The sequence below is a fragment of the Gemmata palustris genome (genome assembly GCF_017939745.1).
Classification (GTDB): domain Bacteria; phylum Planctomycetota; class Planctomycetia; order Gemmatales; family Gemmataceae; genus Gemmata; species Gemmata palustris.
Genome location: NZ_JAGKQQ010000001.1, coordinates 7,891,072 through 7,907,291 on the forward strand (window position 1 = coordinate 7,891,072; position 16,220 = coordinate 7,907,291).

At 66.9% G+C, this 16,220-nt stretch carries 8 protein-coding genes; 6 read left to right on the forward strand and 2 right to left on the reverse strand.

Features of this window, described 5'->3' with window-relative positions:
• Nucleotides 1-41: 41 nt before the first annotated feature.
• The 6 genes from J8F10_RS32850 to J8F10_RS32875 all read left to right on the forward strand — a co-directional run bounded on the left by J8F10_RS32850 (nt 42) and on the right by J8F10_RS32875 (nt 13,337).
• Entirely contained in the window at nt 42-6,851 is a 6,810-nt protein-coding gene (locus J8F10_RS32850; protein WP_210661032.1) for a beta-ketoacyl synthase N-terminal-like domain-containing protein, read from the forward strand.
• A 78-nt stretch (nt 6,852-6,929) separates the two neighbouring features.
• Nucleotides 6,930-8,087, forward strand: coding sequence for a 3-oxoacyl-ACP synthase III (locus J8F10_RS32855; protein ID WP_210661034.1), 1,158 nt, complete (start codon nt 6,930-6,932; stop codon nt 8,085-8,087).
• A gap of 73 nt (nt 8,088-8,160) precedes the next feature.
• Nucleotides 8,161-9,138 (forward strand): alpha/beta fold hydrolase, encoded by a 978-nt coding sequence (locus J8F10_RS32860; protein ID WP_210661037.1) that lies wholly within the window; start codon nt 8,161-8,163, stop codon nt 9,136-9,138.
• Nucleotides 9,139-9,262: 124 nt separating this feature from the next.
• Nucleotides 9,263-11,296, forward strand: a complete 2,034-nt coding sequence (locus J8F10_RS32865) for an AMP-binding protein (RefSeq protein ID WP_210661039.1) — start codon at nt 9,263-9,265, stop codon at nt 11,294-11,296.
• Entirely contained in the window at nt 11,293-12,282 is a 990-nt protein-coding gene (locus J8F10_RS32870) for an NAD-dependent epimerase/dehydratase family protein (RefSeq protein ID WP_210661042.1), read from the forward strand. The genes J8F10_RS32865 and J8F10_RS32870 overlap by 4 nt, the downstream gene beginning before the upstream one ends.
• A 293-nt stretch (nt 12,283-12,575) precedes the next feature.
• Nucleotides 12,576-13,337 carry a hypothetical protein gene (locus tag J8F10_RS32875; RefSeq protein WP_210661044.1) on the forward strand — a complete coding sequence of 254 codons (762 nt, stop codon included), beginning with the start codon at nt 12,576-12,578 and terminating at the stop codon, nt 13,335-13,337.
• Between the two features lie 426 nt (nt 13,338-13,763).
• Here the strand turns inward: J8F10_RS32875 and J8F10_RS32880 are convergent, their stop codons facing one another.
• Nucleotides 13,764-14,564, reverse strand: coding sequence for a TolB family protein (locus tag J8F10_RS32880; protein ID WP_210661046.1), 801 nt, complete (start codon nt 14,562-14,564; stop codon nt 13,764-13,766).
• Entirely contained in the window at nt 14,551-15,873 is a 1,323-nt protein-coding gene (locus tag J8F10_RS32885) for a DUF1501 domain-containing protein (protein WP_210661049.1), read from the reverse strand. Before J8F10_RS32885 ends, J8F10_RS32880 begins: the two co-directional genes overlap by 14 nt.
• Nucleotides 15,874-16,220: the final 347 nt, after the last annotated feature.

Sequence of the window (16,220 nt, forward strand, 5' to 3'; positions counted from 1 at the left end):
GACCTTACGACCTTACGACTTGATGACTTGAGACCCCTTTGATGACCGAACGCATCGCCATTGTCTCCTTCGCCGGCCGCTTCCCCGGCGCGGGGAGCGACCTGGACCGGTTCTGGGCGAACGTGTCCGCGGCCGCGGACTGCTCGCGCGAGGTGCCCGCGAACCGGTGGGCCCTCCCGCCGGACCGGTGCGCGGACCCGCGCGTCGCGAACCCCGATACGGTCTACTCCGCGCGCGGGTACTACCTCGATCCCTTCGACCCGGACCTCACCGGCCTCGATCTGGACGCGAGTCTCGTTAGCGCCCTCGATCCGCTGTTCCACCTCGTTCTCGATGTCGGCAACCGGGCCTGGCGCGGCGCGAAGACGGAGGGCGTCGAGCGCGCCCGCGTCGGTGTCGTGCTCGGTAACATCTGTTTGCCCACGGACCGCGCGAACGACCTGTGTCGCGAAATTCTGGGCACGAAGGTGGGGCTACCAGCGGGCGCGCCGACGCACCCGCTGAACCGCTTCGTCGCGGGGCTGCCGGCGGGGATTCTCGCGAAGGGTTTGCGACTCGGCGGCGGGAGCTTCACCCTCGACGCGGCGTGCGCCTCGTCGCTCTACGCGATCAAACTCGCGGCCGACGAACTGCTCGCGGGCCGCGCGGACGCGATGCTCGCGGGCGGGTGCTCGCGCCCGGACTGCCAGTACACGCAGATGGGCTTCGCGCAGCTCCGGGCGCTCGCCGTGAGCGGCCGGTGTTCGCCCTTCGATACGCGCGCGGACGGGCTCGTGGTGGGGGAGGGGGCCGGCATTTTTGTGCTGAAACGCCTCTCGGACGCGCGCGCCCACGGCGACACGATTCACGGCGTGATCGCGGGCGTCGGGCTGTCGAACGACATGCACGGGAACCTGCTCGCGCCCGCGAAGGAGGGGCAGCTCCGGGCGATGCGCGCGGCGTATTCGCGGGCCGGGTGGCACCCGCAGGACGTGCAGTTGATCGAGTGCCACGCGACCGGCACGCCGGTCGGCGACGCGATCGAGTTCGACAGCCTGCGCGAGTTGTGGGGCGAGAATGGGTGGGCGCCCGGGCAGGCCGTGATCGGTTCGGTGAAGTCCACCGTGGGGCACCTGCTCACCGGTGCGGGCGCGGCCGCACTCACAAAGGTGCTGCTCGCGATGCGCGCCGGGCACCTCCCGCCGCAAGCGAACTTCGCGGAACCGGCTGCCGGTCTGCGGTACGCGAACGGTCCGTTCAAGGTGTTGAGCCAACCGGAGCGGTGGGGCCAGACGCCGGGGCTCCCGCGGCGCGCCGCGGTGAGCGGGTTCGGCTTCGGCGGGGTTAACGCGCACCTGCTCGTCGAAGAGTGGACCGGGACCGACGTTACAAATACCGCGCGACCGCCCCTGCCGAAACTCGTCGCCGTGAACGGACGAAACGGAAGTGTGGCGCCGGAGAAAGTGCGTTCGACGGAACCGGTCGCCGTTGTGGGCGTGGCCGCGCACGTCGGGCCGTGGGCCGATGCCCGCGCGATCCAAGAGCACCTGCTCAACGGCGAAGCGGACGAGGCGTACACGAAGACGAACGGCTGGGCGCTGGCGCCCGAACCGTGCCCGCCGGGGTTCTACATCGATGAGTTGAAACTGCCGATCGACAAGTTTCGCATCCCGCCGAAGGAACTCGAAGAGACGCTCCCGCAGCAGTTGCTCGCGCTAAAAGTGGCCGCGGCCGCACTCGACGACCAAGCGAACGGGCGCCCCCAACCGCTCGGGGACGGCGACCCCACGACCGGCGTGTTCATCGGGCTCGGGCTCGACCCGAACACGACGAACTTCCACCTCCGGTGGAGCGCGATCGCCGCCGGTACGAACCCCGACGAGGCCTCTCCGCCGCTCACCGCGAACCGCACGATGGGTGCGCTGGGCAGCATCGCGGCGAGCCGGATCGCGCGGGCGTTCCACTTCGGCGGGCCGAGCCACACCGTTTGCAGCGAAGAAGGCTCCGCCGCACGCGCGATCGAACTCGGTGTGCGCGCGTTGCAAGCACACGAACTCGATCGCGCGCTGGTGGGCGGCGTTGATCTCGCGGGCGATCCGCGTTTGGTGCTCCCGGGCGAAATCGATGTGCCCGGCGAAGGTGCGGTGGCGCTTGTTCTGAAGCGCCTGACCGATGCCGAACGCGACGGCGATCGCGTCTACGCGGTGATTCGAGGAACCGGCGTCGCGGCCGACGCGGATACCGCGCTGACCCGCGCCGCGACCGATGCCGGAGTGCCGCGCGATTCGGCGCTCGCGTTTGATGATTCGCCCGCGCTGGTGGGGGAGACGGGGGCCGTGTCCGGCGCGGTGGGCGTGCTACGTGCGTGCCTCGCGCTGTATCAGGAAATGCGGCCCGTTTCTGTGGGGGGATCGGGGAAAGAAGAGCCCGCGTACTGGCTCCATAACCGGGTCGCCGGCCCGCGTCGCGCGCAGGTGGGCTCCAGCGGTGCAGACGGTTCGCACTTCGCGTTCATCCTCGAAGAGCACGCGGCGAAGGTGCCGGCCCCCGCACCCGACCGCGCCCAACCGCTCGGCGCGCGCGGCGAAGCCGTGTTCGTGGTGGACGGCGACACACCAGCCGACTTGCTCGCGGGGATCGAGAAGTGCTCCGCGTTCGTGGGGGCGCGGCGCGAGCAGAACATCGAAGCCGTCGCACGCGCATGGTTCCTGGCTTCGTCGCTGACCAGCGCTCGCGCACGGGCGGTCACGTTCGTTTCGCGCTCGGCGGAGGAACTGGCGGAGCAGCTCGCGTTCGCCGCGGGTTCACTCCACGCCGACCCGAACGCGCCGTTTCCAATAACCGCACGGGCGGCACTCCGGGACCGCGTGTTCTACAGCCCGAAGCCGCTCGGCCCGGAGGGGAAGGTCGCGTTCGTATTCCCCGGGTCGGGCAACCAGTTCGACGGCATGGGGCGCGACCTCGGCGCGCACTGGCCCGAGGTACTGCGCCAGCAGCACACCGAGAACGAACAACTCCGCGACCAGTTCGCGCCGCACTTCTTCTGGGCCGATCGCGCGGCGGACGCGGTCCCGCGCGACCTCATGTTCGGTCAGGTGACGGTCGGCACATTGGTCAGTGACGTCGCGGTGGCGCTGGGCATTCGGCCCGATGCGATGGTCGGGCTGAGCCTGGGTGAATCGGCCGGGCTGTTCGGCGTGCGCGTGTGGCGCGCGCGCGACGAAATGTACCGCCGGATGCAGCGCTCGACGCTGTTCACGTCCGATCTCGCGCCGCCCTATGCTTCGGCGCGATCGTATTGGAGAACCCCGGCAAACGAGCCGGTGGACTGGGTGAGTGGAGTCATCGGCGCCAGTGCCGCCGACGTCACCGCGGCGCTGCGGCCGGAACTGCTCGCGTACCTGCTGATCGTGAACACGCCGAACGAGTGCGTGATCGGCGGGCGCCGGTCCGATGTGGAAAAGGTCGCCGCGGATCTCGGCAAATCGGTGTTACTACTCGAAGGCGTGACGCTCGCACACTGCGAAGCCGGGCGCCCGGTCGAGGGGCCGTACCGCGAACTGCACATGCTGCCCATCACGCCGCAGTCGGTGACGATCTACAGCGGCGCACGCGGGCGGAGCTACAAGCCGGGCGAACTGGCGTGCGCGGATTCGATCACGGCCGGGTTAGTTGGCGTGATCGACGTACCGCGCGTGATCGAGGCCGCGTACCGCGACGGCGTCCGGGCGTTCATCGAGATCGGCCCCGGGAACTCGTGTACGCGCATGACCAGCGCGATTCTCGGCGACCGGCCGCACTTCGCCCGCGCTGCACACGCCGCGAAGCAGGATGCCGTTTCGCAAGTGCTGCGCCTGGTCGCGCACCTCGCCGCGGAGCGTCTGCCGGTCGATCTCGCCGCACTTTACGGCACGGACACGCGGTGCGTCGGGCACCGGGCGCCGGAAGCGAATCGGCGCAACGAAGTGGTGATCCCGGTCGGGATGCGCCCGGTGGAGCGTGCGCCCGCAATGCCCGAGCCGGTCGTGCGCCCGGTTGCCCCGAAGGTCGATGTTCCTCGTGCGCCGGCCGTCGTCGCCGAGCCAGCGAGACTGAAACCCGCGTTCGTTGAGGCCCCCAAGCTGAACCCCAATTTCCTCGTGCGCGACGAGTTGGCCCCTCACGCGACCTCGTTCGCAACGGCTATTGGGCCGGTCATCGAATCGGCCGCCAACGTGCAAGTGCTGAACATGCAGGCCCAGGAAGCGTTCCTGCGGGTCAACGGGAAGCTGATGGAATCGACCGCGGGCGTGCTGCGGTTCCAAACGGCGCTACTCGAAGCGTGGATGCGCGGTGGCGCTGCTTCGCAGGCTCTCTTCGCTCCCGGGGGAGGGGATCGTTGGGTGGAAGAACCTACCCCCCCGGCCCCCCTCCCTGAAGGGAAGGGGGAGGAAGAGTCATCGGTGGTTTTAAGCCCCTCTCCTTTTGGGGGAGGGGTTGGGGAGGGGTTGGCTTCCGTTCCTCGCGCGCTCACCTACGAGCAGTGCTGTGCGTTCGCCGCGGGGCGAGTGGCAGATGCGCTCGGGCCGGTGTTCGCGGAGGTCGATTCGTTCCCGACGCGCGTGCGGTTGCCGGACGGCCCGCTCCAACTCGTGGACCAAATCACGCTCATTGAGGGCGAGCCGAAGTCGATGACGACCGGGCGCGTCGTCACGGAGCACACCGTTCGGCCCGACCGCTGGTACCTGCAGTCGGACCGCATCCCGACCGCGATCTGTGTCGAGTCGGGTCAAGCGGACTTGTTCCTCTCGGGGTACCTCGGCATCGACTTCGAGACCCGCGGGCTGGCGGTGTACCGCCTGCTCGACGCGGTCGTGTCGTTCCACCGCGGGTTGCCGAAGGTCGGCGAAACGATCGTGTACGACATCCACATCGACAAGTTCGTGCAGCAAGCGGGCGCGTGGCTGTTCCACTTCTGGTTCGACGGCACCGTGAACGGTGAACCGCTCATCACGATGCGGAACGGCGTCGCCGGGTTCTTCACCGCGGAGGCACTCGCGGCAGGGAAGGGAGTCGTTCAAACAACGCTCGACAAACAACGGCTGCCCGGCAAGAAGCCGAGCGACTGGACCGACCTCGTGCCGCAGGCTCAATGTGCCCTCGACCCGGCACAAGTCGACGCGCTCCGGGCCGGCGACCTCGCGACCGCGTTCGGGGGCGACTTCGCGCGAGCAAGCCTGCGCCGACCCGCGACGATCCCCGGCGGAATGCTCCGACTCGTGGACCGCGTGCCGCTCATCGACCCGACCGGCGGGCGCTTCGGGATCGGGTTCGTGCGCGCCGAGTTCGACATTCACCCGAACGACTGGTTCCTGACGTGCCACTTCGTGGACGATCAGGTGATGCCGGGCACGCTCATGTACGAGTGCTGCCTGCACACGCTCCGCGTGCTGCTGATGCGCATGGGGTGGGTCGGCGAAGCGAATGAAGTCGTTTACGAACCGGTGCCGGGCGTGAACAGCCGGCTGAAGTGCCGCGGACAGGTGATCGCGTCCACGAAGACGGTGACTTACGAGGTGACGGTGAAGGAACTCGGCTACCGGCCCGAACCGTTCTGCATCGCCGACGCGCTGATGTACGCCGACGGTAAGCCGATCGTCGAAATCACCAACATGACGCTGCGGATGACCGGACTGACGCGCGAGCGATTGGGCGCGATCTGGGCGGGGGAGCAGGGGGCCGATGCCTTTGGGCGAACCGCGAGTGTTAACGAGCGGGTGGTTTCCGCCCCCTTCCCTTCAGGGAGGGGGGACGGGGGGGGAGGTTCCCCCCTGTACGATTCCGCTTCCATCATGGCGTACTCCAACGGCAAGCCGTCGGAGGCGTTCGGCGCGCCGTACACGATCTTCGATTCCGGGCGCGTCATCGCGCGGCTCCCGGGGCCGCCGTACCAGTTCCTGGACTGCATCACGGCCGTGACCGGCGAGCCGTTCGTACTTAGGGCCGGCGCGAGCTGCGAGGCGAAGTACGCGGTCCCGCCCTACGAGTGGTACTTCGACGCGAATCGCTGCGAGAACATGCCGTTCAGCGTCCTGTTGGAGATAGCGCTTCAGCCGTGTGGGTGGCTCGCGGCGTACTGCGGGTCGGCACTCACGAGCAAGGACGACCTGAGCTTCCGCAACCTGGGCGGGAAGGGGACGCAGTTCCGGGCGGTCACGCCGAGCACCGGCACGCTGACGACCACCGTGAAGATGACGAACGTCTCGAACTCCGCGGGCATGATTATCCAGCACTACGACATGCTCGTGCGGGACGATCAGGGGGATGTTTATAAGGGCACGACGTACTTCGGGTTCTTCTCGAAACCGGCGCTCGCGAACCAGGTCGGCATCCGCGACGCGAAGGTGCCGTGGCCGAGCGAGCAAGAACTGATGCGGGCGCAGAGTGAGACCCTGTCGCACGTGTCGCCGTTCCCCGGGCCGATGCTCCGCATGGTGGACCGCGTCACCGCGTACATCCCGGACGGCGGGGCGAAGGGGCTGGGGCTCGTGGTCGGGACGATCAAGGTGGACCCGGAGTTCTGGTTCTTCAAGGCCCACTTCTATCAAGACCCGGTGTGGCCCGGGTCGCTGGGGGTGGAGTCGTTCCTCCAGTTGCTGAAGTTCGCGGCGTGGAAGCGCTGGGGGAACCCCGAAAAGGCGTGGCACACGGTGGCGCGGAACGCCCCGCACACCTGGGTTTACCGCGGGCAGGTGCTCCCGACCGACGGCGAGGTGACAGTTGTGCTTGAAATCGTCGCGGCGGACGACGATCATCGGCGCCTGACCGCGCACGGATTTCTCACCGTGGACGGGCGCGTCATCTACCAGATGACCGACTTTACTCTAGAGTAGCGGTCGGTACTCGCATGCGTCGCGGGGCACGGGCAGGACCGCTCGTGCCACCAAAAAACACCCAGTGCCGACCCTCGCATGAAATACAACCGCGTTCACCTCGAAGCGATCGGGTACGAGCTCCCGCCGGTGGTAGTTTCCACCGCGGAGCTGGAGTCGCGCCTCGCGCCGGTGTACCAAGCGCTCAAAATGTCGCCCGGGCAGTTGGAACTGCTCACCGGCATCAACGAGCGCCGGTGGTGGGAGCCGGGGTACCCGCTCTCGCGCGGGGCCGCCGCCGCCGCGAAGAAGGCGCTCGCCGCGGCCGACATGTCGGCCTCTGAAATCGACGTGCTGATCTACGCGGGCGTGTGCCGCGAGAACTTCGAGCCGGCCACCGCGTGCGCCGTGGCCCACGAGCTGAAGATCAACCCGAACGCGGCCATTTTCGACCTGAGCAACGCCTGCCTCGGGGTGCTCAACGGCATCGTCGAGATCGCGAACAAGATCGAACTCGGACAGGCCGAGGCGGGGCTGGTGGTTTCGGCCGAGACCGCGCGCGAGATCAACGAGAACGTGATCGACCGCATGGTGCGCACGAAATCGGTCGAGCTGTTCCGCGAGAGCATCGCCACGCTCACCGGCGGGTCGGGCGCGGTCGCGGTGCTCGTCGTGAGCGCGGAGATGTCGCGCGAGAAGCGGCGGAAGCTGCTCGGCGGCGTGACGCAGAACGCCCCGCAGCACCACTCGCTCTGCCGGTGGGGGCTGCAATCGGTCCTGCCGGCCGCGGTCGGCACCGTGGAGCGCGTCCTCGGTCACAACGCCGCGGGGCTGGTCCAGAAGAGCGTCGACAACGCCAACGCGCTGGTGCAGCGGGGCCTCGACCTCGGCCTGCGGCACGTCATGATCCCCTTCATGGAAACGCACGCGGGCGAGGTGCTGAAGTACGGCGTCGAACTCGGCAACCGCACGTGGCAGAAGTTCCTCGCCAAGTTCGGTTGGCGCTCGGACTACCTCGATAAGGTGATCTGCCACCAGGTGGGCGCCGGGCACCGCGAAGCGGTCCTGAAGGGGATCGGCATCCCGCCGGAAAAGGACTTCAGCACGTTCGAGTACCTCGGCAACATCGGCACGGTATCGCTGCCCATCACCGCGGCGATCGCGGAAGAGCGCGAGTTCCTCCGCCCCGGTGACCGGGTGGGCTTCCTCGGCATCGGCAGCGGGCTGAACTGCCTGATGCTCGGGCTGGAATGGTGACCTGTATTTCATGTGAGCCGCGTCGGTCCCCGCGCGGTTCGTCAACGGACGCGAGCGGACGACCCCGATCTCTATGAGTAACACCGCGGCTCCCGGTTCCGACGCCCCCCCGCCACTTCGTACCACGCGCCCGTCGGCCGATGAAGACGCGCCGCCGTTCCCGAACCCGGCGATGCCGCTGTACCCGTTCCTCCCGCGCGTCGCGACGCGCCACGGGCTGCGGATGAGCTACCTCGACGAGGGCGCCGGCGACACGGTGGTGATGCTGCACGGCAACCCGACGTGGAGCTTCTACTACCGCAACCTCGTGCTCTCGCTGCGGGAATCGTACCGCTGCGTCGTGCCCGATCACATCGGGTGCGGGCTCTCCGACAAGCCGCCCCTCGACCGGTACGACTACTCACTGAAGAGCCGCATCGACGACCTCGAATGGCTCCTCGAAGAGCGCGGGCTGACCAAAGACCTCACGCTCGTGCTGCACGACTGGGGCGGGATGATCGGGATGGGCTTCGCGGCCCGGCACCCGGACCGCATCAAGCGCATCGTCGCGTCGAACACGGGCGCGTTCCCGCTCCCGCCGGGGAAGAAGTTACCGCGGTCGCTGTGGTGGGGGCGCAACACCAAATTGGGCGCGTGGCTCATCACCCGGCGCAATGCGTTCTGCAAGTACGCCGCGAAATGGTGCGCGACCCGGCGGCCGCTCCCGGCCGACGTGCGCGCGGGCTACCTCGCGCCCTACGACACCCCGGCGCACCGCGTCGCGGTCCTGAAGTTCGTGCAGACGATTCCGCTGGCGCCGGGCGACGAGGGGTACGACATCGTCGCGAACACCGCGGCCGCGCTCGACCAGTTCCGCACCACCCCGACGCTGCTGCTGTGGGGTATGAAGGACTTCGTGTTCGACCACCATTTCCTCGAAGAATGGAAGCGGCACTTCCCGCACGCGGAGGCCCACACGTGGCCCGACTGCGGGCACTACCTCCTGGACGACGCGGGCGAGCTCGCCATCATGCGCGTGTGGGAGTTCTTGCAGCGGTACCCGCTGAGCTGATTTGGGCTCTTGTTCTAACGAGCCGCGACCGCAAGGGAGCGGTGGCGCCTCCCGCTCCCTTGCGGTCGCGGCTCGTTTAGATCGATGCGACGATTCCGAAGTGAGATCGCGCTGCGCCGACGATATGACCAATTTTTCTCTCAACGTCGCGTCGCACCTCGAACGCATGGCGGTGCAGCACCCGGCGCAGGTAGCCATTCACGCGCCGATCGGTCGGGTGAACGCGGACGGCCCGACCGAACACCGCGCGATCACGTTCCTCGAACTCAACGCCGATTCCGACGCGATCGCGCACGGACTGGCCTCCATCGGTATCGCGCGCGGCACGCGCACGGCCCTCATGGTGCCGCCGGCGCCGGACTTCTTCGCGCTCACGTTCGCGCTGTTCAAGGTCGGCGCGGTGCCGGTCCTCATCGACCCCGGCATGGGCGTCAAGAATCTGGGCAAGTGTCTCGCGGAAGCCGAACCCGGAGTGTTCATCGGGATCGCGAAGGCACACTTCGCGCGCCGCGTGCTGGGGTGGGCGCGGAAGAGTCTGCGCACGACCGTGAACGTCGGCCAGTGGCGGTTCTACTGCCACACGTCACTCGAGCGCTTGCGCGAGATGGGGCGCACGCGCGGGGCGTATCACATCCCCGAATCGGAGGCGACCGAACCGGCCGCGATCCTCTTCACGAGCGGGAGCACGGGCGTCGCGAAGGGCGTGGTGTACACGCACGGGATCTTCGCGTCGCAGGTGGAGTTGCTGAAGGCCACTTATGGCATCGAGCCGGGCGAAATCGACCTTTGCACGTTCCCGCTGTTCGCGCTGTTCGGCCCCGCGCTCGGGATGACGTGCGTGATCCCGGATATGAACGCGAGCCGCCCGGCGCAAATCGACCCGCACAAGGCCGTAGCGCAGATCAAACAGTTCGGCGTGACGAACATGTTCGGCTCGCCCGCGGTGATTCGGCGGCTGGGGGAGATGGCGGGGGAAGAACCTAACCCCCTAACCCCCTTCCCTAAGAAGGAAGGGGGAACAGAACCAAATGCAACAGGCGCGAAGCAGTCCGCGGCTGTTTTAAGCCCCTCTCCGTTTAGGGGAGGGGTTGGGGAGGGGTTACAGCCACAACCTACCCCCCCGGCCCCCCTCGCTCCTCATGAGGGGGACCCCCTCGTGGGTTCCCCCTACAACCCCCTCCTGCCAGGGAAGGGGGAGAAAGAATTGTCCGCAAATGTTGCCTCAAACACAGCGGCTTCGCACACCAGCTCCCCCTTCCCTTCAGGGAGGGGGGCCGGGGGGGTAGGTTCAACCTGCGGTTCCCCCGGAGGTCGCCTCTCTTCGCTTCGGCGCGTCATCTCCGCTGGTGCTCCCGCTTCGGCGGCGTCCCTCGAGCGCTTCGTCAAACTCCTTCCCGACGGCGCAGAAGTGTTCACGCCGTATGGCGCGACCGAAGCGCTACCCGTTGCGAATATCGGTAGCCGTGAGATCCTCGCCGAGACACGGTACCTCACCGAACAGGGAAGGGGCGTGTGCGTCGGGCGCCCGGTCGCGGGGATGGAAGTGTATGTCATCCGCATTTCGGACGAGCCGATCACGGAGTGGAGCGATTCGCTGCTCGCGGCGCCGGGTGAGGTTGGCGAGTTCGTGGTCCGCGGACCGGTCGTGACGCGGCAATACTACAACCGGCCCGACGCGACCAAACTCGCGAAGATTCGCGACCCAAAGACCGGGGACGTACTGCACCGCATGGGCGACGTCGGTTATCTTGACGCGCAAGGGCGGCTGTGGTTCTGCGGCCGCAAATCGCACCGCGTCGTGACCCCGGGCGGTACGCTGTTCACCGACATGGTGGAACCGATCTTCAACACAAGTCTCTTGGTCGAGCGATCGGCACTTGTGGGCGTGGCGCGGAACGGAATAACGCACCCGGTTCTTTGTGTCGAATGGACCAATTTGGCGTTTCTCAAATGCGGTTGGGAGCACACTCAGAACGTTCTGAGGGAACGCGCACAGGAGTTTGAACACACGCGGGCGATCCGCACGTTCCTACTCTCCGGGCACTCCGGCGCCTTTCCTGTGGACGTGCGGCACAACTCGAAGATCTTCCGCGAGAAGTTGGCGGTGTGGGCGGACAAGACGCTCGGCCCGAAGTGGACCCCGGAGGCGCAAGCGTGAAGGCAGTGGTGACCGGTGGCGGCGGTTTTCTCGGCGGGGCGGTCGTGCGCCTGCTCCGTCAGCGGGGAGACTCCGTGCGCTCGTTCACCCGCTCCGCGTACCCGTGGCTCGACGAACTCGGCGTTGAACAGGTGCTCGGTGATCTGGCGAGCACCGAAGCCGTCGAGCGCGCGGTTGAGGGCTGCGATGTGGTGTTCCACGTCGCGGCGAAGGCCGGCGTGTGGGGGCGCTACTCCGATTACTTCGACACGAACGTGACCGGTACGCAGAACGTGATCGCCGCGTGCAAAAAACTCGGGATTCGCCGACTGGTCTACACGTCCACGCCGAGCGTCGTTCACGAGGGGAAGGACAACGAGGGCGCGAACGAGTCGCTACCGTATTCCAAACACTTCTATACGTACTATTCCGAGACGAAAGCGAAGGCGGAGAAAGCGGTTCTCGCCGCGAACGGTTCCGACCTAGCGACCGTATCCCTTCGCCCGCACCTGATCTTCGGACCCGGCGACCCGCACCTGATCCCGCGCATCATCGCGTCGGCGCGCGCCGGTAAGCTCAAGCGGATCGGCTCGCGCCCGGTCAAGGTGGACGTCACTTATATCGACAACGCGGCGCAAGCGCAGCTCGACGCGGCCGACCGGCTCGACCTCGGTACACCGCCCGCGGGCAAGGCGTATTTCATCTCGAACAACGAGCCGGTGGAGCTGTGGCCGTTCATTGATCGCGTGCTGGTCGAGGCCGGCGCGCCGCCCGTCACGAAACGCATCTCCGCGTGGAAGGCCAAGCTCGCGGGCCGGATACTGGAGTGGGTGTATTGGGGCCTCCGATTGCCCGGCGAACCGCCAATGACGCGGTTCGTTGCGAGCCAGATGTCCACGTCCCACTGGTACGACATCTCCGCCGCGCGCCGCGACCTGGGCTACGAGCCGAAGGTGTCCGTTGAAGAAGGTTTGAAGCGACTGGGCGAGCGATTACGTGCCGGGTGATTCGTTCGATCTAGCTTCGACCCATTTTGGTTCCACCTCGTTCGGATTGCTTTCTGTAGCCGGCCCCTGCGTTATCCGCGATTCGAGCTGCTGACAGCGCTCGTTCCACCCCATCTGTTTCGACCAAGCCGTGTGAAACCAGACAAACCGGGCGGGATTTGCGAGTCGCGCTGCCAGCGTGGGGCTTGCACGACACGTCTCGGCGACTTTCCTTAGCCCCACTCACCGTTAGAGGGGCGATTCTAACTGTGGGGCGAACTGCGCTCACAACGAACTACTGGCGGGAGAGGATCATGGCCTTCGCAGCGCTCGGCCGCCTGGGGTTCGTGCTGTTCGCGTGCGCGGTCGCGGGGTGCGCCGGTCGCGCTCAGTCGTTGTCCCCGGTTCACAAACTGTCTCCAGCGGAGATCTCCAACGACGCCGCTCCCGGTGAGCGGTTCTACATCATCGTGTTCGGTTCCGAGCGGACGCTCCGGGCGCCGCGGTACACGCACACCTGGGCAACACTCGTCAAGACGGTCGAAGTGCCGGGGTCCGCGCCGCAAGTGACCGAAACTCACACCATCAGTTGGATGCCAGCCACTCTAAAGATTCATCCGTGGAAGTTCACCCCGGAGCCGGGGCACAACCTCGAACTCCACGAGACGGTCCGCATGGCTTTGGGGCTCCGCGAGCACGTCGTGTCGTGGGGGCCGTATGAGATCCAGCCGCGCGGGTACCGCCGGTTCTTGCTCCAGAAGGAGTTCATGGAGAGCGGCCAGATCGGGTACCAGTGCATCGATACCATCGGCGCGGGTGCCGACGGCACCGGGTGCGACTGCATCCACGCCGTCACCGACATGGACCCGCAGTTCCAGCGGGGTTATTACCGGTTGACGCGGTTCGGTGTGGCCGGGAGCGAGTTCATCGTGCGCCAGTTTTTCGAGCGGGGCCTGCTCGTCAGCGGGGAGACGCACTCCTGGCTCAACGGCCCGCTCGGGCTGTCACAATACCCGATCGACCACCGCACCTACGACCGGCAACGGGGTATCAGAGTTGGTCCCTCGAAGAACTGAGGACCGATCCCGCGCCTACCGGTTCCCGATCGCCGTTGGCGCCGAGCGTCCGCGGCCCACGTTTGCAATCCGTTGACAGCGACCGACTACCGAATCGCGCCAATCGGCACGATTCGGTTCCCTTCGAGCGACGGCGGATCTGGTAAATATTTCCATGTGATCTTGTGTTCACATGTGATCGTGTGGTAATATCGCGAGATGTGGCGTCATTTGCGACCACACGTAGAAGGAGGCTCGTGCCCTGATCGAGCACCAGCCGGCCGGAATTGTTAGCGGATGTTAGCCGTTGTCAGCCCTCGTCGGATGAGCGCGGAGTGCTGTTGAACTGGAATTGTCAGCGATTGGTGACGAACCGCGCGTCCACGCGGTCCCCAACCCGAAAATGTTAGCAATTGTTAGCCGACCCTCAAAACCACCCTGAGAAGGCTATACCTCAACACGGTACAGGTCGAACTTTCCGCGACGTTCGCCGACAAACACGATCGATTTGCCGTCCGGGGACCAGGTCGCGTAGTCGCTGCGCTCGCCGCTCTCCGTCAGGCGCGCGAGGCCGGTTCCGTCGAGGTTGATGGCGTAGATGTCGTAGGTGCCGTCGCGGTTCCAGGTGAACGCCAACCGTGTCCCGTCCGGGGACCAGCACGGGCGCATTTGCATCCCTTCGAGTTTGCCGATGCGCTTCACGTTGGTGCCGTCCGCGCTCATCACGTAGAGGGCCAAACCGCCGTCGCGACTGGAACAAAAGGCGATCCGCGCGCCGTCGGGCGAGTACGCGGGCCAGTTGTTGATGCCGCCGGCCGTCAGCGTCTTGCGGTCCTTCCCGTCGCGCCCGACGGAGGCGATCTCTTGCCCGGTCTGCGCAGGGAGGGCGAAGCAGACGCGCTCGCCCTTCGGGTGGAAGCTCGGTCGGCGTATCCCCGCGAACCCGCTGCCCGGCTCGAACGCGGCGTCCTTGCCGGTCGCGGTGTCGCGGATGACGAGCCGCAGGTTCAGGTTCCCGCGGCTCTGCACGAAGGCGCAGGTGCTCGCGTCGGCAGTGAATGTCGCCTCGAACTCGGACGTGTTGGCCGCGGGGTGGAGCTTGGTTGCGGCCTTGTCGCCGGGCTTCAGGCGCACGAGGCGCGTCTGCACCGCCGATTCGAGCACGGTGTAAATGAGCTCGTCCCGCACGAACAGCGGGTCTTGCTTCAGCGTGCCGTCGGTCGTGAGGCGAACTTCAGAAGAGTTCATGGATCACCCGCGCTTCGGGGAGGACACGCAATTCGGCCCGCGCCTGGGCGTCCATGCCGGCGAGTTCCAGGATCGTCGCCCCGACCATGCCCGGCGTGACGGCTTCGGTGAGCGGGGCGCTCGCGGTCTTGTCGCTGTCGCCGATGACCGCGCCGCCGCGCACGCCGCACCCGGCCCACATCGAGAAGTAGCACTGCGGCCAGTGGTCGCGGCTCGCCTGCCCGTTGATGCGCGGCGTGCGGCCGAACTCGCCCATCGCGAGTACGAGCGTGCTGTCCAGCATCCCGCGGTCGCTGAGGTCGTCGAGCAGCGCGGCGAACACGCGGTCGAAGATCGGCCCGTGCCGGTCGGGTAGGAGGTCGAAGTTGAAGATGTGGGTGTCCCACCCGAAGTCGCAGTTCGGCGTCATCGCCTCGACGTACTGGCTCCAGTTCACCTGGATGTACGGTACCCCGGCTTGGGCCAGGCGCCGCGCGAGCAGGCACGACTGACCGAACGACGTTTGCCCGTAGGCTTCGCGAACGGCCGGCTTCTCCTGCGTGAGATCGAGCGCCTTGCGCGCTTCGGGCGTGGTGAGCAGCGCGTAGGCGCGCTTCTCGGTCGCGTTCCACTTCTCGAAGTCGCGCGCGTCGGTCCGCTTGTTCAGCGCATCGAGTTCGCCGAGGAGCTTCTTGCGATCGCCGAGGGCCGCGGGCGACAGCCCGTCGAGCAGTTTCAGCGCGGGGATATCGATGTCGCCGGTATCGGTGCAGCCGACGAGGAACGGGTCGTAGTTGCGTCCCCAGTTCCCGCCGCCGTACCCGCGCATCGGCCCCACGACGTCGCGCGGGTGCCCGCGCCCGACCGTCACGAACGACGGCAGGTCTCTCGCGCCGCGGTGCCGGGCGAGCACGGAGCCGAAGTTCGGCGCGGCCGCGTCTTTACCCTCGAGCATTCCCGTGAGGCCAATGGACCCGGCTTTGAGGTGGTCGCCGTCGAAGTTGACATGGGAGCGAACGAGGGCGAAGCGATCGGATCGCGCCGCGGTCTTCGGGAACAGTTCGGTGAAGCGCACTCCGGGCGTCTTCGTTTGAATGGTCCCGAACGGCCCGCGGATGTCGGCCGGCGCGTTCGGCTTCGGGTCGAAGGTGTCGAGGTGGCTCGGTGCGCCCCAGAGCCACAGCACGATCACGGATTTGGCCTTCGCGTGCTCTTTGGCCGTCGCCCCGGACAACCCGAGCGCGAACGGTGCCGATGCCGCGCCTGTGAGGAACGCCCGGCGCGACGGCACGCCGTGCAGTGACGCGCGGAAGCTACCGACTTCAAACATGGGAGCCTGCGCTGGGGTGGGACGAAACGTTGCGGGGAGATGCGTCAGTGTACCCGGAGTCATTCCGGGTGAGCAAGAAGTATGAGGGCGGCAAAGGGCAACATACGGTGGGTTCGAGTCGAACACCGAGTAGGTACCGGTAGGCGCATCCTTCAAAAAATTGTCAACTTTTCTTGGTCCAAACGAGCGCGAGTATCGCTTGTACTAGTGGGCGCCCATCGGCACGGCCGAGAAACGTCAGTCCCCTTTGGGGAACCGCGGGAGCAACATCTCCCGACGAGGCGCTAGCGCGCACAAATACGGACCGTCCCGCGCCCGGGGGCAAAATTCACGTCGAGTACCGCAAA

Coding starts and splice junctions, on each gene's coding strand:
- J8F10_RS32850 (WP_210661032.1), top strand. CDS start 42: ATGACCGAACGCATCGCCATTGTCTCCTTCGCCGGCCGCTTCCCCGGC.
- J8F10_RS32855 (WP_210661034.1), top strand. CDS start 6,930: ATGAAATACAACCGCGTTCACCTCGAAGCGATCGGGTACGAGCTCCCG.
- J8F10_RS32860 (WP_210661037.1), top strand. CDS start 8,161: ATGAGTAACACCGCGGCTCCCGGTTCCGACGCCCCCCCGCCACTTCGT.
- J8F10_RS32865 (WP_210661039.1), top strand. CDS start 9,263: ATGACCAATTTTTCTCTCAACGTCGCGTCGCACCTCGAACGCATGGCG.
- J8F10_RS32875 (WP_210661044.1), top strand. CDS start 12,576: ATGGCCTTCGCAGCGCTCGGCCGCCTGGGGTTCGTGCTGTTCGCGTGC.
- J8F10_RS32880 (WP_210661046.1), bottom strand. CDS start 14,564: ATGAACTCTTCTGAAGTTCGCCTCACGACCGACGGCACGCTGAAGCAA.
- J8F10_RS32885 (WP_210661049.1), bottom strand. CDS start 15,873: ATGTTTGAAGTCGGTAGCTTCCGCGCGTCACTGCACGGCGTGCCGTCG.